Source organism: Stutzerimonas stutzeri (assembly GCF_038561965.1).
GTDB classification, from domain to species: Bacteria; Pseudomonadota; Gammaproteobacteria; order Pseudomonadales; family Pseudomonadaceae; genus Stutzerimonas; species Stutzerimonas stutzeri_AA.
Genome location: NZ_CP139348.1, coordinates 3,753,553 through 3,775,600, shown reverse-complemented (window position 1 = coordinate 3,775,600; position 22,048 = coordinate 3,753,553). Strand labels below are relative to the sequence as shown.

Below are 22,048 nucleotides of genomic sequence, written 5' to 3'. Positions count from 1 at the left end.
GATGCCTGTACGACGTACACGTAAAGACGACGGTAGCCAGTGGACCGCTGCCGATAGCCGCAGCATTTACGGCATTCGCCACTGGGGCGCAGGGTATTTCGCGATCAGCGACGAGGGCAATGTCGAGGTCCGCCCGCAAGGGCCGAGCGGCGAGCCGATCGAGTTCAACGGACTGATCGAGCAATTGCGCGAGGCGGGGCTTTCGCTGCCGCTGCTGGTGCGCTTCCCAGGGATTCTGCAGGACCGCGTGCGGCGCCTGACGGGCGCCTTCGATGCCAACATCGAGCGCATGGAGTACGCCGGTAAGTACACCGCGCTGTACCCGATCAAAGTCAATCAGCAGGAAGCGGTGGTGGAAAACATCATCGCCACGCAGAACGTTTCCATCGGCCTGGAAGCAGGGTCCAAGCCCGAACTGATGGCCGTGCTGGCGCTCGCCCCTAAGGGCGGCACCATCGTCTGTAACGGCTACAAGGATCGCGAGTTCATCCGCCTGGCGTTGATGGGGCAGAAGCTCGGGCACAAGGTGTTCATCGTCATCGAGAAGGAGTCCGAGGTCGGGCTGGTGATCGAGGAGGCCAACGAGCTCAAGCTGACGCCGCAGGTAGGGCTGCGCGTTCGCCTGTCGTCCCTGGCGTCCTCCAAATGGGCCGATACCGGCGGTGAGCGTTCGAAGTTCGGTTTGTCCGCGGCGCAGTTGCTTTCGGTGATCGAGCGCTTTCGTGCGGCCGAAATGGATCAAGGCATCCGCCTGCTGCACTTTCACATGGGCTCGCAGATTGCCAATCTGGCCGACTACCGTCAGGGCTTCCGTGAGGCGATCCGTTACTACGCCGAGCTGCGCGCGTTGAACCTGCCGGTGGATTACATCGACGTTGGCGGCGGTCTGGGCGTGGATTACGACGGTACCCACTCGCGTAACGCCAGCTCGATCAATTACGACATCGACGAGTACGCCGGTACCGTGGTCGGCATGCTCAAGGAGTTCTGCGAGGCGCAGGGATTGCCTCATCCGAACATCTTCTCCGAGAGCGGCCGGGCGATGACCGCGCATCACGCAGTGCTGGTCATGCAGGTCACCGACGTTGAGCGACACAACGACGAGCTGCCAGTGATCGACAACTACGACGAGCTTCCAGAGATCGTTCAGTCGCTGGCCGATCTGCTCGGGCCGACAGACCCGGAAATGGTCACCGAGACTTACTGGCGCGCTACCCACTATATGAGCGAGTCCAGTGCGCAGTATGCGTCCGGCAAGCTGACGCTGGCGCAGAAAGCGCTGGCCGAGCAGAGCTACTACGCGATCTGCCGTCGCCTGTACAACCAGCTCAAGGCCCGCCAGCGCTCACATCGTGCGGTGCTCGACGAGCTCAATGACAAGCTGGCGGACAAGTACATCTGCAATTTCTCGGTTTTCCAGAGCCTGCCGGACACCTGGGCGATCGACCAGATCCTGCCGATCGTGCCGCTGCAGCGGCTAAGCGAAGAGCCGGTGCGGCGCGCTGTGCTGCAGGACCTGACCTGCGACTCGGATGGCAAGATCAAGCACTACGTCGACGAGCAGAGCATCGAGAGCAGCATGCCGGTGCATGAGGTCGCGCCTGGCGAAGAGTATTTCCTCGGCGTGTTCCTGGTGGGCGCCTATCAGGAGATTCTCGGCGACATGCACAACCTGTTCGGCGATACCGACTCGGTGAACGTCTATCAGCGCGAGGATGGCAGCTATTACCACGCCGGCATCGAGACCCACGACACCATCGAGGACATGCTGCGCTACGTGCACCTTTCGCCCGAGGAGCTAATGACCTATTACCGCGACAAGGTCGCCAGCGCCAAGCTGAGTGCCAAGGAACGCACCCAGTACATCGATGCCTTGCGTCTGGGGCTGACGCGTTCTTCCTACCTCACGCCTTGATGAAGCTGGTCACGGTATCAGCCGGTTATGACGCCGATACCGCGTGCCATCAGCGCCGCTAGCAACGGGATCATCAGGAGCAGTAACAGCTCCAGGCGGATGGTCAGCCTGACCCATCGCGCAGTGCTGCTCGATACGTCAGGCGTCTGTCCTGCAGACAATGCCGGGCGCCAGCGCAGGAAGGTCAGGGTGGGGTAGATCGATAGGATCGCGACCACCACGAATAGCCCGACCTTGGCGTGGAACAGGCTGTTCTGCAGGTAATAGTCCAGCCCTTTGCCATAGAAGATTGCCCGCGCGGCGCCGCTGACCAGTACAGCCGCCGCAGTGATGCCGAAGGCGATGTCGATGCGAAACAGGCTGCGCGCGCGCTCCAGCGTCATCGGCTGACGGAACAGCTGGTGTTCCAGCAGTAACAAGGCAAAGAGCAGGAATATCGCCAGAAAATGCAGATAGGCAGCGATGGCATAGGCCATGTTCAGCGTCCTTCGATGGGGTGTGCGGTGGTCTGCCCGTCCATGGTAAACCAGGCTCCGCGGTGCTGCAGGCGCTGAGCGAGCACGCCCAGGCAGATACCGCGCATCAGCATGAAGCTCAGAAAGGCCAGCCACAAGCCGTGATTGCCAAGGCCCTGCAGCAGCCAGCCCAACGGCAACGTCAGGCCTACGGCCAACAGCATGCTGTTGCGCATTTCCCGCGCACGGGTGGCGCCAATGAACAGCCCGTCGAGCAGATAACTCCATACCGCAATCAGCGGCAGCGCCGCCAGATAGGGCAGGTAGATCAGAGCGGTCTGGCGTACCTCGGGAATGTCTGTTTGCAGTTGGATGAATAGATGGCCGGCAAGCAGGAAGAACAGGCCAAAGACAACGCTGGCCAGCAGTGACCAACCGCCCGCCACGACCATCACGCGCTGCAGCGTCTTGCGATCGCCTGCACCTATGGCATGCCCACTTAGCGCCTCTACCGCGTGTGCAAGCCCATCGAGCGCATGAGCGGTCAGCAGCAGGCCATTGAGTAGAAGAGCATTGGCAGCAACGGTTGCATCGCCCAGTCGCGCGCCCTGCACCGTAACCATAAAGAACACCAGTTGCAGCGCCAGTGAGCGCAGGAAGATGTCGCGGTTGACGGCCATCAGTGGCCGCCAGCTTATCCAGCGGCGCAGCGCTGCAACATCGAGACGACCAGGGTAGCGGAGCAGCGCCTTGCGGGTGAGGGCCAGGCCAAGCAGTGCGCCGCTCCATTCGGCGATCACCGAGGCGCGGGCTGCACCAGCCACCCCCCAGTCGAGGCCGAGCACGAACCACAAGTCGAGCGCCACATTGATCAGATTGGTCGTCAGTAGAATGGCCAACGGTGCGCGCGCATTCTGCGTGCCGAGAAACCAGCCGATCAGTGCGTAGCTGGCCAGTGCGGCTGGTAGGCCGAACAGACGCGTATGGAAATAGTCGCGGGTCAGCTCATCCAGTTCCGCCGAGGGCTGCATGAATTGGAGGGCGATGCCCTTCAGTGGGACGCCTATTACCCCTAGCAATAGCGCGAAGCCCAGTGCCAGCAGCAGCCCCTGCAGAAGGATCTGGCGCAGCGCGCCGCCGTCATTGCGGCCGGCCGCCTGGGCGGCGAAGCCCGTCGTGCCCATGCGTAGAAAGCCCATCACCCAGACCAGCAACGTATACAGGCTGCCTCCAACTGCCACGGCGCCTAATTGATGCGCGTGTGGCAGATGGCCGATCACGCTGCTGTCCACCAATGCGACCAGTGGAACGGATAGATTGGAGAGGATCATCGGCGCCGCCAGCGCCCACACTTTGTTGTGGGTGGGGATATGGCGCCAGGCGACAAGCAAGCTGGGCATTACGGGCCTCCGGGACGGCCCGGCACTATACGTGGCGATCAGTGAAAGAGGAAAAGCCCGGGCTTGGGCGCGCGGGGCCGTATGTAAACACGTGCAGTAACGTCCAGAGCAAGTCAGTGAATCAGCCAGCTCAGCAGCCACAGCCCGAGGAACAGCCAGATCAGCCCACCGATGATCGAGCCGCGGAAGAACGAGCGGACCGCAGCAACCAGCAGCAACAGGCCAATAGCCAGTGCCACCAGGCTGATCAGCGAGCGGTCCATTCCCAGGGTGCGCGACAGCCCTTCGAGGAAGTTATGTCCGGCTCGGGCAAACAGGCCGAAGAAATCGCCCAGCGCCTCGACGATGAAGCGTATGACCGAGCCCAGCGCCTGTCCCAGCCATTCGAAGAATCCTTCTACCCGCATGTATCACTCTCCTGACATTCGATTGCGGCGCGCGAACGCAGCCTTGGGCATTGGGCTATCGAGCAGGCCCGAGAGTTCCAAACGGTAGCTGCACCGCTGGAACCAGCGGTGCAGGGGGCGGTCGGATTGTCGCTGCGTCCCCATCGACAGCAATGTGTCTCGCGTCATTCAACTGCAACAAGCCCCGGGCAGCCTGCCTGACATTCGCCTAACGAGAAACCAAAGATGCTAGCCCTTGCCAGATCGCACCTGGGACGAATAGCGGCGCTGCGCCCCGCCTGGGTGTATGCCAGTCTTTTTTTCGGCTTGCTCTATGTCGCTACAGCCTTTCATCTCGATGAGCGTCTTTTCTACACATTGAAAACCACCTGGCATGAAAGCACCTGGGAGCGGCGTAGCCTGTGGCTGCCGGAGTACCGGGTGAAAATTGATGCATTGCCGGTAACGTCGGTTAAGGACAACCTTTCCGGGCTGACCTACGACGAGCGCCGCGACCATCTATGGGCCGTGGTCAACAATCCGGAAGAGTTGCTGGCGTTGGGGCGTGATGGGAGCTTCATTGCACGCTATCCGCTGCAGGGCTTCGAAGATGTCGAGGGTGTGACATACCTGGGCGAGGACCTGCTGGTGCTGACCGAAGAGCGCAAGCAATCGCTGGTGGTCGTGCAGGTTCCCCGCGTCGCCGGGCCGCTGCGGCGCGCGGAGGCGCGGTCGATCACCCTGGCGTTGGCCGATGCGGAAAATGCCGGTTTCGAGGGCGTCGGTTATGACCGGGCCGGTGACCGCTTATTCGTGGTCAAGGAGCATTCACCGCGCAAGCTCTATGAGATTCAGGGCATCAGGCGCAGCCTTGCGGGTGATATGGACATCAAGATCATCGATCGTGAGGCCTGGATCGAGAAGCTGGACATGGCCAGCGATCTGTCATCGGTGCATTTCGATGAGCAGACCGGCCATCTGATGCTGCTCAGCGACGAAGCGAAGATGATGCTCGAGCTTGATGCCAAGGGTGAACTGGTCAGCTTTCGCTCGCTATGGAGCGGTTTTGCCGGGCTCGAGCGCAGCGTGCCGCAGCCTGAAGGGATGACTTTCGATGCGCAGGGCAATCTCTACCTGGTCAGCGAGCCCAATCTGTTCTACGCCTTCGAGCAAGAGTGACTGCGCTGGAGATTGCCTGTTAGCCGCGCTGGATAAGCCAGACACCAGCGAAGACCAGTAGCAGGCCGGAAACCTTGCCGAGGCTGATGCTCGACTGGCGGAAGCCAGCCCAGCCGAAGTGGTCTAGAAGTAACGCGACGAACAGTTGGCCGGCGAGCAATAGCGCCATGAACAGCAGCGCCCCCGTGCGCGGCGCAGCGAAGGCGGCGGTGGCGATGAAGAAGGCACCGAGTAAACCGCCGGACCAATGCCACCAGCTCAAGCTTTTCAGCGTTTGCAGCGCTGGCACATCACGCTGAACCAGCACGATGAGCAACAACGCCAGTGTCCCCACGGCGAACGAGAGCAACGCCGCGCCCATTACATTGCCCAGGTGACGTGCTACCTGACCGTTAATTCCGGCTTGCAGCGGCAGCAGCGCGCCGGCAATGAAGGGCAGGGTAAGTAACCACCAGGCAACGGCAGGCATGTCGAGTCTCCAGGGTCAGGGGCGCGACATTATGGTGCGCAAGGGGGAGCCCCGCCAGCATTGTGGGTTGCCCCGGCAGCGAATCGCTCAGCGCGGCGGGTACTGCGACAGCACCCGCGTTACCAGCTCACGGATGCTGCCGGCGCGTTCGTCGGGCGTTCCCGGGCGGCTGCGCAGCACCTGCTCGGCACTGCCGCGCCAGACCAGCTTGCCGTCGCCTGCGTCGTACAGGTCGATCTGCAACGTACCGACTTGATAGTCGATGGTACGAGTGTCGGTGAACATCGGCCCGCCCCAGTAGCCGTACCATGGGTTGCCCCAGGCGCCAGAGGTGGTGGTGTACTGCTGGGTACGCTGGTCGATGATGTACCAGGCCTGAACCTGAACGTCGCTTGCTGCACCCGTCGCGGCCGGGCGCAGGCCGCGCTGGTCGAGTTCTCCGGATACCGCCTCGCGGACGCGCTGCTCGGTCAGATCGCTCTTGATGCGCGGATCGTCCGGGCGGTACTGCAGGGCCGGCTCTTTCCAGCTCCAGGCGCGATAGACGGAAAAGTCCCGCGCAGGATCGAAATCGCGCTGCACGTGTGGGCCTTGGCAGGCTGCCAGAGCGAGGAGAAGGGGAATCAGCAACAAGCGGCGGAACATGATTGTTCTCCCGGAATGGAATCTGCTCAGTTTAGGCCCGGCGTGTTCGTTTGGCCCGTATCCGCTTGCCGCATTCAGCGCGGTGGATAATCGGCCAAGGCGCGCTCGACAGCCTCGCGCACGGCATCTTGCTGCTTGGCCCGGCTGCCGCTGACGCGCGCTTCGGCGCGATTGCTCCAGACGGCCTGGCCAGAGGCGCCATCGAACATCTCGATGCGCACCGAGACCACCTCTTCCTCGTAACTGCGCACGATAGGCACACTGGTGCCGACGCCATAACCGGAGCCGTAGCCGCCGCCATAACGGCCCACGCCCACCTGTGGGCCATAGTTGTCATAGGTTTGCCGTACCCGCGTTTCCTTGCTGGCGCCGGCTGAAATCAACACGTCTGCCTTTCTGTTACCTGATCCTCCCGGTGCTGGTCGCAAGCCGCGCTGATCGAGCGCGCCGGCGACCATCTCCTGCAGTTCTTCACCACTGACCGAAGCGGTGCCGGCGGGTGGCGTGCGCCAGCCCCAGCTCTGGTAGCTGGAGAAGTCACGTGGGGCGGCCGGGTAGATCGGCGATTGAATTTGCTCAATCGGCGGTGCCGGTGGGATCGGCGCCGAATCCTCGGTGTACGGATTCTTGCTCTGGCAAGCCACCAGACTCAGGCAGAGCAGGGGCAGAAAAGCGCGGATCAACATGGATTCCTCCCGGCCGGCATTAGCAGGGCCGACACAACCAGTGCAGGTAACGCCCGAGGCCGGCGAATGCGGGATGGCGGCGGTAGGCCAGTTCCATCTCGATCAGGTCGGCAGGCTCGGTACGGGCCTGGAAATCGGCAGGCATGTAGTCATGGAATACACGCACGCCACTGGTTGCTTCGACCCGCCAGTGCGGCGCGAGTTGCGCGGCCAGCTCACGCGGGTCGAGCGGCTGCTGCGGTGTCAGGCTCTGACGCTCGCCGGCGTAGCTCTGGCTGCGCAGTTTCTTGAAATGACCCTTGAGCAGGTTGCGGTAGATCAGCGCGTCGCGGTTGTAGAACGCCAGCGACAGCCAGCCATCGTTCGCAACCAGGCGATGCAGCACCGGCAGGATTGCCTGGGGCTCGGCCAGCCATTCCAGTACGGCATGGCAGATAACCAGGTCGAAACGGCCTTCCATCTGGTTTTCAACGTCCTGCCAGGGGGCCCGGATAAAGGTGGCGCTCTGGCCGGCGTCAGCGAATCGCTGTCTGGCACCTTCAAGCATGGGTTCGGCGGGTTCAGCCAGGGTTACCTCATGACCTTGCTGCGCCAGCCAGAGGCTCATATGGCCGAGACCAGCGCCGATATCCAGTACCCGCAGCGGGCGTTGCGGCAGAACCTCGGCGAGATCGGCCTGCAGTACCGCGAGGCGGATCGCGCCTTTTGCTCCGCCGTAGATCTTCTCGGCGAAGCGTGTCGCCAGCTCATCGAAATGGCGATCGCTCATCGGGCAAACCGCCGCTCGTTGTCGGCCAGCTTGGCCAGCAGCGCCTGTTCCATGTCGATGCCAAGCTCGCTGCACAGCAGCAGCAGGTACATGAGGATGTCGCCGACTTCCTGGCCGGCATGCTCAAGCTTGTCGGCCGATAGTTGACGCGACTCGTCTTCCGTCTGCCACTGGAAAATTTCCACCAGCTCGGCCATTTCCACGCTGGCGGCCATGGCGAGGTTCTTCGGGCTGTGAAAGCGCTGCCAGTCGTTCTGGTCGCGGATCGCATGCAGGCGTTGGGTGATCTGTTCGATGTTCATCTAAGGGCGGGACGGGCTCGTTGGGGCGACAAGCTTCCGCCAGCGCGCCAGCGCCCGCAAGAGGCGGATCAGAGACGCCGCACTTTCAGCTCACGTTCGATGGCGATCACGCCGGGACGGTAATCGCCCTGCTCGATGGCGCGGATGGCCTGCTCCAGGGTTCGCTCGGCAATTTGCTCATGCTGCTGGGAGATCGCATTGACCCGTATCGGCAGAAAATCCAGCAGCTGCGCGTCACCAAAAGTAGCCAGCCGCAGCTGCGCTGGCCAGAGCAGATCGCGTTCGCGCAGCGCATCGAAAACGCCTTCGAGCAACACGTAGGCGGTGGTAATCAGCGCATCGGGCAGCGGACCGCGGTCGAGCAGGGCGAGCATCTGTTCCCGGCCACAGGCACGGCTGAACTGTTCGGCCTGCAGCACGCTGACCTGCCCCCGATGCTGCGCGAGGGCCTGACGGAAACCCTCTTCGCGTTGCTGGCTGATGCGCAAGGCCGGCCGCGCACTGATCAGGGCGATGCTCGCTTCGGCGGGTGCGTCCAGTGAGCGGGTCAGTTGCGCCGCCGCTTCGCGGTCATCGCTGACCACCGAACAGAAGTGCTCGGCGTCCAGCGCCCGGTCGAGGGCGATTACCGGCGTGCCTGCCGCCTGCACCTTGCGATAGCTCTGGTCGTCAGCTGGTAGGCAGCTGGCGACGATCAGCGCATCGCAGCGGCGCGAGCGCAGCACCTGAATGACCTGACGCTCGGTGTCCGGCTCGTCGTCGGTCCCGGCGATCAGCAATTGATAGCCGCGCAAACGGGCGCGCTGTTCCAGCAGTTTGGCCAGACGGGCGTAGCTGGGGTTTTCCAAGTCCGGGACGATGAAGCCAAGGGTGCGCGACTGCCCGCGGCGTAGGCCCGCGGCTTGCTGATCGAGCTGGAAACCCTGCTGTTCGGCAACCGCCATCACCCGCTCGACGGTGGCCTGGCTGATGCGCCGTTGCGCAGCCTTGCCGTTGAGCACGTAGCTGGCAGTGGTTACCGAAACGTTGGCGAGGCGGGCGATGTCGGTCAGTTTCAACTAAAGATCCTTGGTCTGTTCCGGTCTGCTGTGACTACGGAGCCTGTTTTTTCGAAGGGACAAACGGATGCCTGAGACGGGTGGTTTGAACTCGGGCTTCTAGAATTACCCAATATTGCGTAATGTGCCAATCCTTGGTGAAACGTTTCAGCAGCCTGCCGGTCATAAGCGCCAGCCCAGGATTCGGGCAACGCCGGTGTGCTGCCGCGTATACGCACCCGGCATAAAAACAATCGTGAGCCCCGCGAGGAGTTACCCATGCTTGAGTTGAATGCACAGCACATCCACATGCAGCAGACCGCGCCGGACAAGCCTGCCGCGTTGGCTCTGCTAAGCGAGGTGCTGGTAGCCGACGGGCTGGTAGCGCCCGGTTACCTCGACGGGTTGCGCGCGCGTGAGGCGCAGGGCTCCACATTTCTCGGGCAGGGCATCGCCATCCCGCATGGCACGCCGGAAACGCGCGATCAGGTGTTCACCACCGGCGTGCGCTTGTTGCATTTCCCCGCTGGGGTGGACTGGGGCAACGGCCAGCTGGTCTACCTTGCTATCGGCATCGCGGCGCGCTCAGACGAGCATTTACGATTGCTGCAACTGCTGACCCGCGCACTGGGCGAGGGCGATCTGAGCGAGGCGCTGCAGAAGGCCGAAACCCCTGAAGCAATCATCGACCTGCTGCAGGGCGCGCCACAGGCGCTGGCGCTGGATGGCGAACTGGTGTCGCTGGGCGTCGCTGCCGATGATTTCGACGAGCTGGCCTGGCAGGGCGTGAAATTGCTCAAGCGCGCCCAGTGCGTGGAGCCCGGCTTCAACGCCAGCCTGCCGCTCGGCCAGGCGCTGCCGCTGGGCGATGGGCTTTGGTGGCTCAGCAGCGAGCAGTCGGTGCAGCGTCCCGGATTGGCGTTCGTCACACCCGCGTCGAATCTTGAACACCAGGGCCAGCCCCTCAATGGTCTTTTCGTGCTCGCCAGCCTGGGCGAAGCGCATCGGGCGATGCTTGAGCGCTTGTGCAATCTACTCATAGAGGGGCGCGGGCAGGAGCTCAGCCAGGCGACCTCCAGCCGCACGGTGCTCGAAGCGCTGGGCGGGGAAGTGCCTGCCGACTGGCCAAGCGCACAGGTGCCGCTGGCGAACGCCCATGGGTTGCATGCGCGCCCGGCCAAGACCCTCACCGAGATCGCTCAGGCCTTCGATGGCGACATTCGCGTGCGTCTGGCCGGCAGCGAGAGCGCCGGTGTATCGGCTAAAAGTCTCAGCAAGCTGCTGGCCATGGGCGCGCATCGTGGGCAGATATTGGAATTCATGGCCGAGCCGTCGATTGCCGAGGACGCGCTGCCAGCGTTGGTGCGCGCGGTAGAAGAAGGGCTGGGTGAAGAAGTTGAGCCGCTACCTGCAGCGGGCGAGGTGAGCGAGCCGTCGATTTCTGCGGCCGGGCCTGCTGAATCGGCAATCGAGCAGGCCGCCTTGCGCGCCGGAGAGCGGCTCAACGGGATCGCCGCGTCCCCCGGTATCGCCATCGGCCCGGTGCTGGTACGCAAGCCGCAGGTGATCGACTATCCCAAGCGCGGCGAGTCGCCTGCGGCAGAGCTGCAACGGCTGGACGCCGCGCTGGACAAAGTGCATGGCGAAATCGGCGTGCTGATCGGCGAAAGCCAGGTCGCCAGTATCCGCGACATTTTCACTACCCATCAGGCCATGCTGCGCGACCCGGCGCTGCGTGAGGAAGTGCAGGTGCGGTTGCAGAAAGGCCTCAGCGGCGAGGCCGCTTGGGTCGAGGAAATTGAACACGCGGCGCAGCAGCAGGAGGCCCTGCATGACAAGTTGCTGGCCGAACGAGCCGCCGACCTGCGTGACGTCGGTCGCCACGTGCTGGCCTGCCTGACCGGTGTCGAAGCCGAACAGGCGCCGGATGAGCCCTACATTCTGGTGATGGACGAAGTGGCGCCTTCGGATGTCGCCACACTCAACGCCCAGCGCGTCGCAGGCATTCTGACCGCCGGCGGCGGTGCCACTTCGCACAGCGCCATCATCGCCCGCGCGCTGGGTATTCCGGCCATCGTTGGCGCCGGTCCCGGCGTGCTCGGGTTGGCTCGCAACACCTTGCTGCTGCTCGATGGCGAGCGCGGCGAACTGCTGGTCTCGCCGACCGATGCGCAACTGGAGCAGGCCCGCGACGAGCGCACGACCCGCGAGGAGCGCAAGCGTCTGGCGGATGAGCGCCGCCTGGAACCGGCGATTACTCGCGACGGACATCCGGTGGAAATTGCCGCCAACATCGGCGCCGCGGGCGAAACGCCGGAAGCAGTGGCGATGGGCGCCGAGGGCATCGGCCTGCTGCGTACCGAACTGGTGTTCATGAACCATTCCCAGGCGCCGGACCAGGCGACTCAGGAAGCTGAATACCGCCGTGTGCTGGAAGCCCTCGAAGGCCGACCGCTGGTGGTGCGCACGCTGGATGTCGGCGGGGACAAGCCCCTGCCGTACTGGCCAATGCCAGCCGAGGAAAACCCGTTTCTTGGCGTGCGCGGCATACGCCTGAGTTTGCAACGTCCGGACATCCTCGAAACCCAGCTGCGCGCCTTGCTCGCCTCGTCGGACGGCCGCCCGCTGCGAATCATGTTCCCCATGGTCGGCAATATCGACGAGTGGCGCACCGCCAAGGCCATGGTCGACGGCTTGCGCGTGGAGCTGCCGGTGGCTGATCTGCAGGTCGGCATCATGATCGAGATCCCGTCCGCCGCCCTGATCGCGCCAGTGCTGGCGCAGGAGGTCGACTTCTTCAGCATCGGCACCAATGACCTGACGCAATACACCCTGGCCATCGACCGCGGCCACCCGACGCTTTCTGGCCAGGCCGACGGGCTGCATCCAGCGGTGCTGCGCTTGATCGGCATGACGGTCGAAGCCGCACACGCGCATGGAAAATGGGTGGGCGTCTGCGGCGAGCTGGCTGCCGATACGCTGGCGGTGCCGATGCTGGTGGGTCTGGGTGTGGACGAACTGAGCGTTTCGGCGCGCAGCATCGCGCTGGTGAAGGCGCGCGTCCGCGAGCTGGACTTCGCCGCTTGCCAACAACTGGCTCAGCAAGCCTTGATGCTGCCCGGCGCCCATGAAGTCCGCGCCTTCGTCGGGGAGCACTGCTGATGGCCCGCGTTCTGACCGTCACGCTCAACCCGGCCCTGGACCTGACCGTGCAGCTGCCCGCGCTGCGCCTGGGCGAAGTCAATCGCAGCGAAAGTCTGCAGGTGCATGCCGCCGGAAAGGGGCTCAACGTCGCGCAGGTGCTGGCCGATCTCGGCCATCAGCTGACCGTCAGCGGCTTTCTTGGTGAGGGTAATCCGCAAGCTTTTGAGCGACTGTTCGCCGCGCGTGGGTTGGCCGACCAATTCGTCCGTGTGCCGGGCGATACCCGCAGCAACATCAAGCTCGCCGAAGCGGACGGGCAAGTCACCGACATCAATGGCCTGGGGCTGATGGTGAGCGAGGCGCACTGCAAGGAGCTGCTGACGCGGCTGGAGCATCTGGCTCCGGCCCATGATCTCGTAGTGGTCGCCGGCAGTTTGCCGCGTGGTATCGACAGCCAGTGGTTCGTGCAGCTCTTGCAGATGCTCAAGAGGCTCGGCGTGCGGGTGGCGCTGGATACCAGCGGCGGCGCATTGCGTGACGGGCTGGCGACCAAGCCCTGGCTGATCAAGCCCAACGAGGAAGAGCTGGGGGAAGCGCGCGGCACCGATCTTTCCCAGTCCTCAGCGCTGACAGCCGAGGCACGACGACTACAAGCCGAAGGCATCGAACACGTGGTGGTTTCGCAGGGCGCCAATGGCGTCAGCTGGTTCTCGCCGAGCGCGGCGCTGCACGCCAATCCACCCAAGGTTCAGGTCGTCAGCACTGTTGGTGCTGGCGACTCATTGCTGGCCGGCATGCTCCACGGTCTGCTGGAAGGCTGGCCGGCCGAGCGCACGCTCACACACGCCACCGCAATCGCCGCGCAGGCGGTTGGGCAGGTCGGCTTTGGCATCACCGACACGGATGGACTTGCAGTGCTGGAGGCCGCAGTCAGCCTTCAGCCGCTGAGCCAATAACTCGAATAAGAGGTGAAGGAATGAATCTTCTCATCGTCACGGCCTGCCCAAACGGAATGGTCACTAGCGTCCTCACGTCGCGCTTGCTCGAAGCGGCTGCTCATCGGTTGGGCTGGTCGACCGCCGTGGAAGTCCACGATCCGAAGGCCATCGGCTCGCCGTTGACGCCGGCGCAGATCGCCAATGCCGATCTGGTTGTCGTGGTGAAAACCGGGCCGCTGTCATTGCAGCGTTTCATCGGCAAGCGCGTCGCGCAGTCAACGCCCTCCGAGGCGCTGCTCGACCCGGAAGCCTTCCTGCGTAGCTCGGCCGACACGGCGAACGAGCTGCAGCAGGACGACGAAGTGGACGCGGCGCATAGCGGTGGCAAGCCCAAGCTGGTCGCCATCACCGCCTGCCCGACCGGCGTGGCGCACACCTTCATGGCGGCCGAAGCCCTACAGCAGGCAGCGATCCGCAAGGGGTACGACCTGCAGGTGGAAACCCGCGGTTCGGTGGGCGCGCGCAACGTGCTGGAAGCGGAGGCGATCGCGGCGGCCGATGTGGTGCTGCTTGCGGCCGACATCGAGGTGGATGTCGCCCGCTTTGCCGGCAAACGCGTGTTTCGCTGCGGCACGGGCGTGGCCCTCAAACAACCCGACGCGACCCTTGATCGAGCCCTGGAAGAAGGCGCGGTGATCAGCGGAGGCGCCGCGGCCAGCACTGGCGGCGGCGAGCAGAAGGGCGAGAAGACCGGTGTCTACAAACATCTGCTGACCGGCGTTTCCTACATGCTGCCGATGGTGGTGGCCGGCGGTTTGCTGATTGCGTTGTCGTTTGTCTTTGGCATCGAGGCGTTCAAGGAGGAGGGCACGCTGGCCGCCGCGCTGATGAAAATCGGCGGCGAAACGGCCTTTCAGCTGATGGTGCCGCTGCTGGCCGGTTACATCGCCTATTCCATTGCGGATCGCCCGGGGCTTGCGCCTGGCATGATCGGTGGTCTGCTGGCCGGCACGCTCGGCGCTGGCTTTATCGGCGGGATCATCGCCGGTTTTGTCGCCGGTTATGCGGCCAAGGCGGTCAGTCGCTGGATTCCCTTGCCGGCGAGCATCGAATCGCTCAAGCCGATCCTGATCATTCCGCTGTTGGCGAGCCTGGTTACCGGTCTGGTGATGATCTACGTGGTCGGCACGCCGGTGGCGAAGATGCTCGCGGGGCTCACCGAATTCCTCGACACCATGGGGACGTCCAATGCCATTCTGCTCGGGTTGCTGCTCGGCACCATGATGTGCGTCGACCTTGGCGGGCCGGTGAACAAGGCCGCTTATGCCTTCTCCGTCGGCCTGCTCGCGTCGCAGAGCTACGCGCCGATGGCCGCAACCATGGCGGCCGGCATGGTGCCGCCAATCGGCATGGGCATCGCCACATTGATCGCCCGGCGCAAATTTGCCCAGACCGAGCGCGAAGCCGGCAAGGCCGCGCTGGTGCTGGGCTGCTGCTTCATCTCCGAGGGTGCGATTCCCTTCGCCGCGAAAGATCCGCTGCGGGTGATCCCGGCCAGCATCGCTGGTGGTGCGCTGACCGGCGCGCTGTCCATGGCCTTCGGTGCGAAATTGCTGGCGCCCCACGGCGGGCTGTTCGTGTTGCTGATCCCCAACGCGATCAATCACGCGCTGTTGTATCTGCTGGCGATCCTCGCCGGCAGCCTGGTGACGGGGGTGATCTACGCAGTGATCAAGCGGCCCGAGACACAGCCACTCAGTGTTGGGGCGACGGCGTAACCGGTGAGCCGAAACGGCTGAACTAAAGCCCTATCCATCGTATCCACTGAAAGCTGGCGAGACTTGTATCAGGAAGTTTCGCCGGCTTTTTTCAGTTTTTGTACGAACCGGCTGGAGAGTGTTGCATGAGTATTGATTACGGGCCGCGGCCCATGCGAATTACCCTGACGGCCACGGTGGTGCTGCTGCTGGGGGCGCTGATGGCGATCGGCGGTGGCTACCTCGCGACATTGGGTGGTTCCTGGTATTACCTGCTGGCTGGCGTTGGCCTGCTGGTCGTGGCCGGGCTGCTGTTCGCTCGGCACCGCGCTGCGATCTGGCTCTATGCGGTGCTGCTGCTGGCAACGTTGGTTTGGACGCTGTACGAAGTCAGCTTCGACTGGTGGCAGCTGGCGCCGCGTATCGATCTCTGGTGCATCCTCGGGCTCTGGCTGATCCTGCCTTTCGTCAATCGCTACGTTGGTGATCGGCTGGTCTGGCGTGATGGCGCCAGTGGGCTACTCGGGCTTGGGCTGCTGGCGGGTGCCGTTATCGCGGGCTATTCGCTGACCCAGGATTACCACTCGATCAAGGGTGAATTCAGCGATGCGCAGATGCAGGGAATCAATCCTGAAGGGCAGGCCGGCCGGGTTGCCAGCGAATGGAGAGCCTATGGCGGCTCCGACCGCGGTGATCGCTACTCGACGGCTGATCTGATCACGCCGGAAAACGTAGGCAAGCTGAAGAAAGCCTGGGAATTCCACACGGGCGACCTCTCCGGTGAGGGCGATCCCGGCGAGATAACCTATCAGGTGACTCCTCTCAAGATCGGCGACAACCTGTTCATCTGCACCCCGCACAGCATCGCCATTGCGCTGGATGCCGATACCGGTGAAGAGCGCTGGCGCTTCGATCCGAGCATCAACCGCGATGCCGAGTATTACCAGCATATGACCTGCCGCGGCTTGGCGTTCCATGACGCCACGGCCTATGGTCCCGCAGCGACGGCGCCATCCGAGCAGCCCGTTGCGCGCTGCGAGCGTCGGCTGTTTCTGCCGACCAATGACGGCACCCTGGTCGCGCTGGATGTCGAGGACGGCAAGCCCTGCGAGGAGTTCGGTGATGCCGGCGTGGTGGATCTCAAGGCCGGTTTGGGCGAGGGCGCTCTAGGTGTCTACTTGCCGACATCACCGCCCGTGGTTACCCAGAAGCTGGTCATCGTAGGCGGTTCGATCACCGATAACGGCGCGGTGGATTCACCCGGCGGCGTAATCCGCGCCTACGACGTGCGCAACGGCGAGCTGGTGTGGAATTTCGATCCAGGCAATCCGGACGCAACTGAGCCGTTATCGCCCGGCGACACCTACGTGCGCAGCACGCCGAACTCCTGGACCATCGCCACGGCGGATGAATCGCTTGGCCTGGTTTACATCCCCACGGGCAACCAGACGCCGGATCAGTGGGCGCAGCCGCGCACGCCTGAGTCGGAACGCTTCACCGATACCCTGTTGGCGCTTGATCTGGCCACCGGCAAGGTGCGCTGGGAATTTCAGACCGTGCACCACGATCTCTGGGACCGTGACCTGCCCTCGCAACCGACGCTGGTCGATATCGACGGGCCGCAGGGCAAGGTGCCGGCGATCATCCAGCCCACAAAGCGCGGCGACCTCTATGTGCTCGACCGCCGTACCGGCGAGCCGATCGTGCCGGTGCAAGAGGTGCCTGTGCCGCAAGGCACGGATTACGGCGAATTCACGGCGCCCACCCAGCCCGTATCCGCAGTCAGCTATGCACCGGAAGAGCCGCTGCGTGAGCGGGACATGTGGGGTGGCACACCGCTGGATCAGATGATGTGCCGCATCCACTTCCGCAAACTGCGCTATGACGGTGACTTCACACCACCGTCCGAAGGCGGTTCGCTGATCTATCCGGGCAATGTCGGCACGTTCAACTGGCCGTCGGTGGCGGTCGATCCGAGCCGTCAGCTGTTGTTCGGTGCGCCGAACTACCTGGCGTTTGTCTCGACCATGGTCAACCGCGACGATGTCGATCCGGATGAACGCTCCGGTGGCGGCGAGACCGGCTTGCAGCCGAATCTCGGGGCGCCATATATGGTGCGGCTGGAACCGTTCATGTCTGTTCTCGGCCTGCCGTGCCAGACGCCGCCATGGGGCTTCGTCACCGCGCTGGACCTGCGCACCATGAAGAAGGTCTGGATGCACAAGAACGGGACCAGCCGTGACAGCGCGCCGCTTGGCCTCCCATTCCCGGTGGGCACGCCAGCGCTGGGTGGTCCAATCGTCACCGCTGGCGGCGTCGCCTTCATGAGCGGCACCCTGGACTACTACTTGCGTGCTTATGACCTGCAAAGCGGCAAGGAGCTATGGAAAGGTCGCTTGCCTGCGGGTGGCCAGGCCACGCCGATGACCTACGTGTCGGAAAAAACCGGCAAACAGTACGTGGTGCAGATGGCCGGCGGGCATGGATCGTTCGGCACCAAGCTGGGTGACTCGGTAATGGCGTGGACGCTGGAGGACGAGGCGAAATAAATCGATCGTGCGTCGATCCTGATCATTCAGCCCTTCTCCTTTGGCAAGGGAGGGGCTGGATAGGCTCCGCTTACTAGTTACCCACATTTGTACTGCTGCTACCTGAGGCTTGCAGCCACTCAGCAGGCTCGCCCGTTGTAGTTGCGATTCTCGCTAGGCTCCACGCATTGCTGTTCCGTGCGCTGTTCGAGACGTGGAGATTTGTCCCGCAGGCTAGATGTCAAGCTGTTTAAAAATTTCACGGCCTGTGCCTGGTCGTCGAAGCGCCGCGCACCATTCAACGAGCCGGTATAGCTACCGTTGCTGGCGGCATAACATTCTTGATTGTTGGGGCAGCTCAGGCCAACCACCCAGTAAGGGCTGTTGATCAGCACGCCTGCCTGAGCAGAGGAAGTGGTAAGTGCAAAGACGAGCAAAAAGCGTTTCATGGTGTAACTCCGAGCCTTGATATCGCAAACATAACCTATCGACGAAGCGCTGGGTGTGGGCAGTATCTCGATCATTGATCACGCCTGCTCTTAGCGATGCCTCGCGTTCGCCGGATGCAATCGCAGGCGGCAATGATGGTCGTCCAGTCCGGGGCTATGTGTCGTCATCTTGGGCGTCTTGGCTGTACGGAACGTGGGGGATCGCCAGCATTACAACCAAACCGCATCCCTCGACGGATAATCGCCAATCCGCTCAACCAACCCGGCCCGCAGCGGGTTGGCAACGATGTACCGCGCTGCCTCGATCATGTCTTCATCCTGGCGCAGTGCACGATCATGAAAGCCTCGCTGCCAGACCCGCGCACCCGATTCGCCTGTAATGCGGTTGATGGCTATCCCACTGCGGGACTTGAGGCGCTGGATTACCCTTCGGCAATGGCAGTGCGCAATTCGATAAGCCAGTGCACATGGTCTGGCATGACGACCCAGGCCAATGATTTCGACGTGTTGCTCGCCATGAAGGTGGCGCATTTCCCTCATTAGCACACGGGCCAGTAGCGGGTCGGTGAAGACGGGTTTGCGTCGCTCCATAACCGCAGTCAACAGGTAACCTGACCCGGTTCGGAATGCCGCCCACGACGCAACGCATGGTCGCGGTGATGAATTGGCCCCGCACCTCCACCTCCCTGTGGATCAGTTAGAACGTTGAGGTAGCTCAGATCGCTCTTGCCTGCACATGCATGCACAGGCAAATGGCTAAGGCTTGCCGGCCCTTAATGATGCTCGCGCGTTGCCCTGAATTTCACATCCGGCCAGCGCTCTTCCATCAGGCTCAGGTTCACCCGTGTCGGCGCCAAGTAGGTCAGATGGCCGCCGCCGTCGATGGCGAGGTTTTCGTAGGCCTTGTTCTTGAAGTCTTCGAGCTTCTTCTTGTCATCGCACTCGATCCAGCGCGCCGACCAGACGTTGATCGCCTCGTAGGCGCACTCAACCTTGTATTCCTCTTTCAGGCGACTGGCGACGACGTCGAACTGCAGCACGCCGACGGCGCCGAGAATGATGTCGTTGTTGCGCTCGGGGAAGAACACTTGGGTCGCGCCTTCCTCGGCCAGTTCCTGCAGACCCTGGCGCAGCTGCTTGGACTTCAGCGGGTCCTTCAGGCGCACGCGGCGGAACAGTTCCGGCGCGAAGTGCGGGATACCGGTGAAGCCGAGGTTCTCGCCCTCGGTGAACGTATCGCCGATCTGGATGGTGCCGTGGTTGTGCAGACCGATGATGTCGCCGGCGTAAGCTTCCTCAAGCATCTCGCGCTCGCTGGAGAAGAAGGTCAGGGCGTCGGCGATGCGGACATCCTTGCCGATACGCGCATGGCGCAGCTTCATGCCTTTCTCATATTTGCCCGAGCAGATGCGCATGAAGGCGATGCGGTCGCGGTGCTTGGGGTCCATGTTCGCCTGGATCTTGAACACGAAGCCGGTGAATTTTTCCTCGACCGGCTCGACCACCCGCTCGTTGGCTGCGCGTGCCAGCGGACGCGGAGCCCAGTCGACGACGGCGTCGAGCACATGATCCACACCGAAGTTGCCCAGTGCGGTACCAAAGAACACGGGGGTCAGCTGCCCGTTGAGGAATTCGTCCTGGTCGAACTCATGGCAGGCGCCCTGGACCAGTTCCAGCTGCTCGACGAAGCGCTCGTACTCATCGCCGATGTGCTGGCGTGCTTCGTCGGAATCCAGATTCTGGATGATCTTGACGTCGGTGCGCTCGTGTCCGTGGCCCGGCGTGTAGACGATGATGTAATCGTCGGCCAGGTGGTACACGCCTTTGAAGTCGCGATAACAGCCGATCGGCCAGGTGATAGGCGCGGCCTTGATCTTCAGCACCGCCTCGATTTCGTCGAGCAGTTCGATAGGGTCGCGAATGTCTCGGTCGAGCTTGTTGATAAAGCTGACGATGGGCGTGTCGCGCAAGCGGCAGACGTCCATCAGAGCGATGGTGCGTGGTTCGACGCCCTTACCGCCGTCGAGCACCATCAGCGCCGAATCCACCGCGGTCAGGGTGCGGTAGGTGTCTTCCGAGAAGTCTTCGTGGCCGGGGGTGTCGAGCAGGTTGATCATGTGCTCGCGGTAGGGGAACTGCATTACCGAGGTGGTAATGGAAATGCCGCGCTGCTTCTCCATCTCCATCCAGTCGGAGGTGGCGTGGCGGTCGGATTTGCGTGATTTCACCGTGCCGGCAACGGCAATCGCCTTGCCCATCAGCAGCAGCTTTTCAGTGATAGTGGTCTTACCCGCATCGGGGTGCGAGATGATGGCGAAGGTACGGCGCTTCGCGACTTCGGCGGCCTGAGTGGTCATCGGAATTAAGGAACCCGTCGACGAGTAGTCGGTCTGTCAAAAAAGGCGGCGATTATAGCGGCAAATAGATTTCGCTGCGGCCCGCACGGCAGCGCAAAGGCCGATTTGTGCAGTTTCCATGACGTTCTGTTTTGAATCGCCAACAACTCGAAACGGATGCCGCTTCGGGACGTTTTTTTGATTGATCTATGCCCCCCTTGGTCCTAAAGTTCGCGCCCGAACGTCCATGCTGGCAACGATCCATCCGGCTCAAGTACTGACGACGAGAGATCCACCGTGATACTCGGCGACATGCCTTGGGAAGTAGGCGAACCAAAGTGGGGAAACTGATCAGGCGTTCTTGTTAGGTCTGTCCGCTTCGTAGTGAAGCCGGGCAGACACTTGTCCCCAATCCGACTTTACGTTTCCCGATTTGGAGCCATGCATGTCGATCAAGATCGAAGATTACTATTCCCGTTCCACCTTCCAGAAGATGAAGGCCTTCGCTGACCAGCAGGAAACCCCGTTCGTGGTCATCGATACTCAGACCATCGACAAGGCTTACGACGATTTGCGCGCCGGTTTCGAATTCGCCAAGGTCTACTACGCGGTGAAGGCCAACCCGGCGGTCGAGATCATCGATCTGCTGCGCGACAAGGGCTCGAGCTTCGACATTGCTTCGATCTATGAGCTGGACAAGGTCATGTCCCGCGGTGTCGGCCCGGAGCGCATCAGCTACGGCAACACCATCAAGAAAGCCAAGGACATCCGCTACTTCTACGAGAAGGGCGTGCGCATGTTCGCCACTGACTCGGAAGCCGACCTGCGCAACATCGCCAAGGCCGCGCCGGGTTCGAAAGTCTACGTGCGCATCCTGACCGAAGGTTCGACCACCGCCGATTGGCCTTTGTCGCGCAAGTTCGGCTGCCAGACCGACATGGCCATGGATCTGCTGATCCTTGCCCGTCAGTTGAAACTCGAGCCCTACGGCATCTCCTTCCATGTTGGTTCGCAGCAGCGCGACATTTCCGTATGGGACGCCGCGATTGCCAAGGTCAAGGTGATCTTCGAGCGCCTGAAAGAAGAAGACGGCATCGAGCTGAAGATGATCAACATGGGTGGCGGCTTCCCGGCCAACTACATCACCCGCACCAACAGCCTCGAAACCTATGCTGAAGAAATCATCCGGTTCCTCAAGGAAGACTTCGGTGATGAGCTGCCGGAAATCATTCTCGAGCCGGGCCGTTCGCTGATTGCCAACGCCGGCATTCTCGTCAGTGAAGTGGTGCTGGTTGCACGTAAGTCGCGTACCGCCGTCGAGCGCTGGGTCTACACCGATGTGGGCATGTTCTCCGGCCTGATCGAAACCATGGGCGAGGCGATCAAGTTCCCGATCTGGACCGAGAAGAAAGGCGAGATGGAAGAAGTGGTCATCGCCGGGCCGACCTGCGACAGCGCCGACATCATGTATGAGAACTACAAGTACGGCCTGCCGCTGAACCTGGCCATTGGTGATCGTATGTACTGGCTCTCCACTGGTGCTTACACCACCAGCTATAGCGCGGTTGAGTTCAACGGCTTCCCGCCGCTGAAAGCCTTCTACATCTAAGCCGTAGACGCCGATCGAACGCCCCGCCAGTCGGGGCGTTTTCG

At 62.6% G+C, this 22,048-nt stretch carries 19 protein-coding genes; 7 read left to right on the top strand and 12 right to left on the bottom strand.

Translation table 11 applies throughout. The features are described from left to right. The first annotated feature begins 1 nt into the window (after window position 1). Window positions 2-1,915 (top strand): arginine decarboxylase, encoded by a 1,914-nt coding sequence (gene speA / locus SM130_RS17400; RefSeq protein WP_102824816.1) that lies wholly within the window; start codon window positions 2-4, stop codon window positions 1,913-1,915. A gap of 17 nt (window positions 1,916-1,932) precedes the next feature. Here the strand turns inward: speA and SM130_RS17395 are convergent, their stop codons facing one another. The 3 genes from SM130_RS17395 to SM130_RS17385 form a co-directional block, all read right to left on the bottom strand. Next, window positions 1,933-2,391 (bottom strand): DUF2214 family protein, encoded by a 459-nt coding sequence (locus SM130_RS17395; RefSeq protein ID WP_102824817.1) that lies wholly within the window; start codon window positions 2,389-2,391, stop codon window positions 1,933-1,935. A 2-nt stretch (window positions 2,392-2,393) separates the two neighbouring features. Further along, on the bottom strand, window positions 2,394-3,770 hold the full coding sequence (locus SM130_RS17390; protein WP_102824818.1) for an MATE family efflux transporter: 1,377 nt from the start codon (window positions 3,768-3,770) through the stop codon (window positions 2,394-2,396). A 113-nt stretch (window positions 3,771-3,883) separates the two neighbouring features. Next, window positions 3,884-4,177, bottom strand: coding sequence for a hypothetical protein (locus SM130_RS17385; protein WP_003281534.1), 294 nt, complete (start codon window positions 4,175-4,177; stop codon window positions 3,884-3,886). A gap of 225 nt (window positions 4,178-4,402) precedes the next feature. On the opposite strand from SM130_RS17385, the gene SM130_RS17380 reads away from it, so the two are divergent. Beyond that, window positions 4,403-5,335 carry an SdiA-regulated domain-containing protein gene (locus SM130_RS17380; protein ID WP_102824819.1) on the top strand — a complete coding sequence of 311 codons (933 nt, stop codon included), beginning with the start codon at window positions 4,403-4,405 and terminating at the stop codon, window positions 5,333-5,335. A gap of 19 nt (window positions 5,336-5,354) precedes the next feature. Here the strand turns inward: SM130_RS17380 and SM130_RS17375 are convergent, their stop codons facing one another. The 6 genes from SM130_RS17375 to cra form a co-directional block, all read right to left on the bottom strand. Then, window positions 5,355-5,804: a DMT family transporter gene (locus SM130_RS17375; protein ID WP_102824820.1), complete on the bottom strand. Its 450-nt coding sequence runs from the start codon at window positions 5,802-5,804 to the stop codon at window positions 5,355-5,357. Window positions 5,805-5,891: 87 nt separating this feature from the next. Next, window positions 5,892-6,449, bottom strand: coding sequence for a DUF4136 domain-containing protein (locus SM130_RS17370; protein WP_102824821.1), 558 nt, complete (start codon window positions 6,447-6,449; stop codon window positions 5,892-5,894). 74 nt (window positions 6,450-6,523) lie between these two features. Further along, window positions 6,524-7,135, bottom strand: a complete 612-nt coding sequence (locus tag SM130_RS17365) for a DUF4136 domain-containing protein (RefSeq protein WP_102824822.1) — start codon at window positions 7,133-7,135, stop codon at window positions 6,524-6,526. A gap of 19 nt (window positions 7,136-7,154) precedes the next feature. Then, window positions 7,155-7,904, bottom strand: coding sequence for a methyltransferase (locus tag SM130_RS17360; protein WP_102824823.1), 750 nt, complete (start codon window positions 7,902-7,904; stop codon window positions 7,155-7,157). Continuing rightward, window positions 7,901-8,206 carry a nucleotide pyrophosphohydrolase gene (locus tag SM130_RS17355; protein WP_102824824.1) on the bottom strand — a complete coding sequence of 102 codons (306 nt, stop codon included), beginning with the start codon at window positions 8,204-8,206 and terminating at the stop codon, window positions 7,901-7,903. Before SM130_RS17355 ends, SM130_RS17360 begins: the two co-directional genes overlap by 4 nt. Window positions 8,207-8,274: 68 nt before the next feature. After that, window positions 8,275-9,264: a catabolite repressor/activator gene (gene cra / locus SM130_RS17350; RefSeq protein WP_102824825.1), complete on the bottom strand. Its 990-nt coding sequence runs from the start codon at window positions 9,262-9,264 to the stop codon at window positions 8,275-8,277. 258 nt (window positions 9,265-9,522) lie between these two features. Here cra and ptsP point away from each other — a divergent pair, with 258 nt between their 5' ends. From ptsP to SM130_RS17330, 4 genes are all read left to right on the top strand, one after another. After that, on the top strand, window positions 9,523-12,405 hold the full coding sequence (gene ptsP / locus SM130_RS17345) for a phosphoenolpyruvate--protein phosphotransferase (protein ID WP_102824826.1): 2,883 nt from the start codon (window positions 9,523-9,525) through the stop codon (window positions 12,403-12,405). Then, window positions 12,405-13,343, top strand: coding sequence for a 1-phosphofructokinase (gene pfkB / locus SM130_RS17340; protein ID WP_102824827.1), 939 nt, complete (start codon window positions 12,405-12,407; stop codon window positions 13,341-13,343). The genes ptsP and pfkB overlap by 1 nt, the downstream gene beginning before the upstream one ends. A 20-nt stretch (window positions 13,344-13,363) precedes the next feature. Beyond that, on the top strand, window positions 13,364-15,103 hold the full coding sequence (locus tag SM130_RS17335; RefSeq protein ID WP_102824828.1) for a PTS fructose-like transporter subunit IIB: 1,740 nt from the start codon (window positions 13,364-13,366) through the stop codon (window positions 15,101-15,103). Between the two features lie 125 nt (window positions 15,104-15,228). After that, window positions 15,229-17,631 (top strand): membrane-bound PQQ-dependent dehydrogenase, glucose/quinate/shikimate family, encoded by a 2,403-nt coding sequence (locus SM130_RS17330; protein WP_102824829.1) that lies wholly within the window; start codon window positions 15,229-15,231, stop codon window positions 17,629-17,631. 119 nt (window positions 17,632-17,750) lie between these two features. On the opposite strand, the gene SM130_RS17325 is transcribed toward SM130_RS17330, so the two are convergent. From SM130_RS17325 to SM130_RS17315, 3 genes are all read right to left on the bottom strand, one after another. Beyond that, window positions 17,751-18,134 carry a hypothetical protein gene (locus SM130_RS17325; RefSeq protein ID WP_256044925.1) on the bottom strand — a complete coding sequence of 128 codons (384 nt, stop codon included), beginning with the start codon at window positions 18,132-18,134 and terminating at the stop codon, window positions 17,751-17,753. 135 nt (window positions 18,135-18,269) lie between these two features. After that, on the bottom strand, window positions 18,270-18,650 hold the full coding sequence (locus SM130_RS22345; RefSeq protein ID WP_423835161.1) for a transposase: 381 nt from the start codon (window positions 18,648-18,650) through the stop codon (window positions 18,270-18,272). Between the two features lie 182 nt (window positions 18,651-18,832). After that, complete coding sequence (locus tag SM130_RS17315; protein ID WP_102824831.1) at window positions 18,833-20,416, bottom strand: peptide chain release factor 3; 1,584 nt, start codon at window positions 20,414-20,416, stop codon at window positions 18,833-18,835. A gap of 424 nt (window positions 20,417-20,840) precedes the next feature. Between SM130_RS17315 and SM130_RS17310 the strand changes: the two genes are divergently transcribed. Next, on the top strand, window positions 20,841-22,004 hold the full coding sequence (locus tag SM130_RS17310; RefSeq protein WP_102824832.1) for a type III PLP-dependent enzyme: 1,164 nt from the start codon (window positions 20,841-20,843) through the stop codon (window positions 22,002-22,004). Window positions 22,005-22,048: the final 44 nt, after the last annotated feature.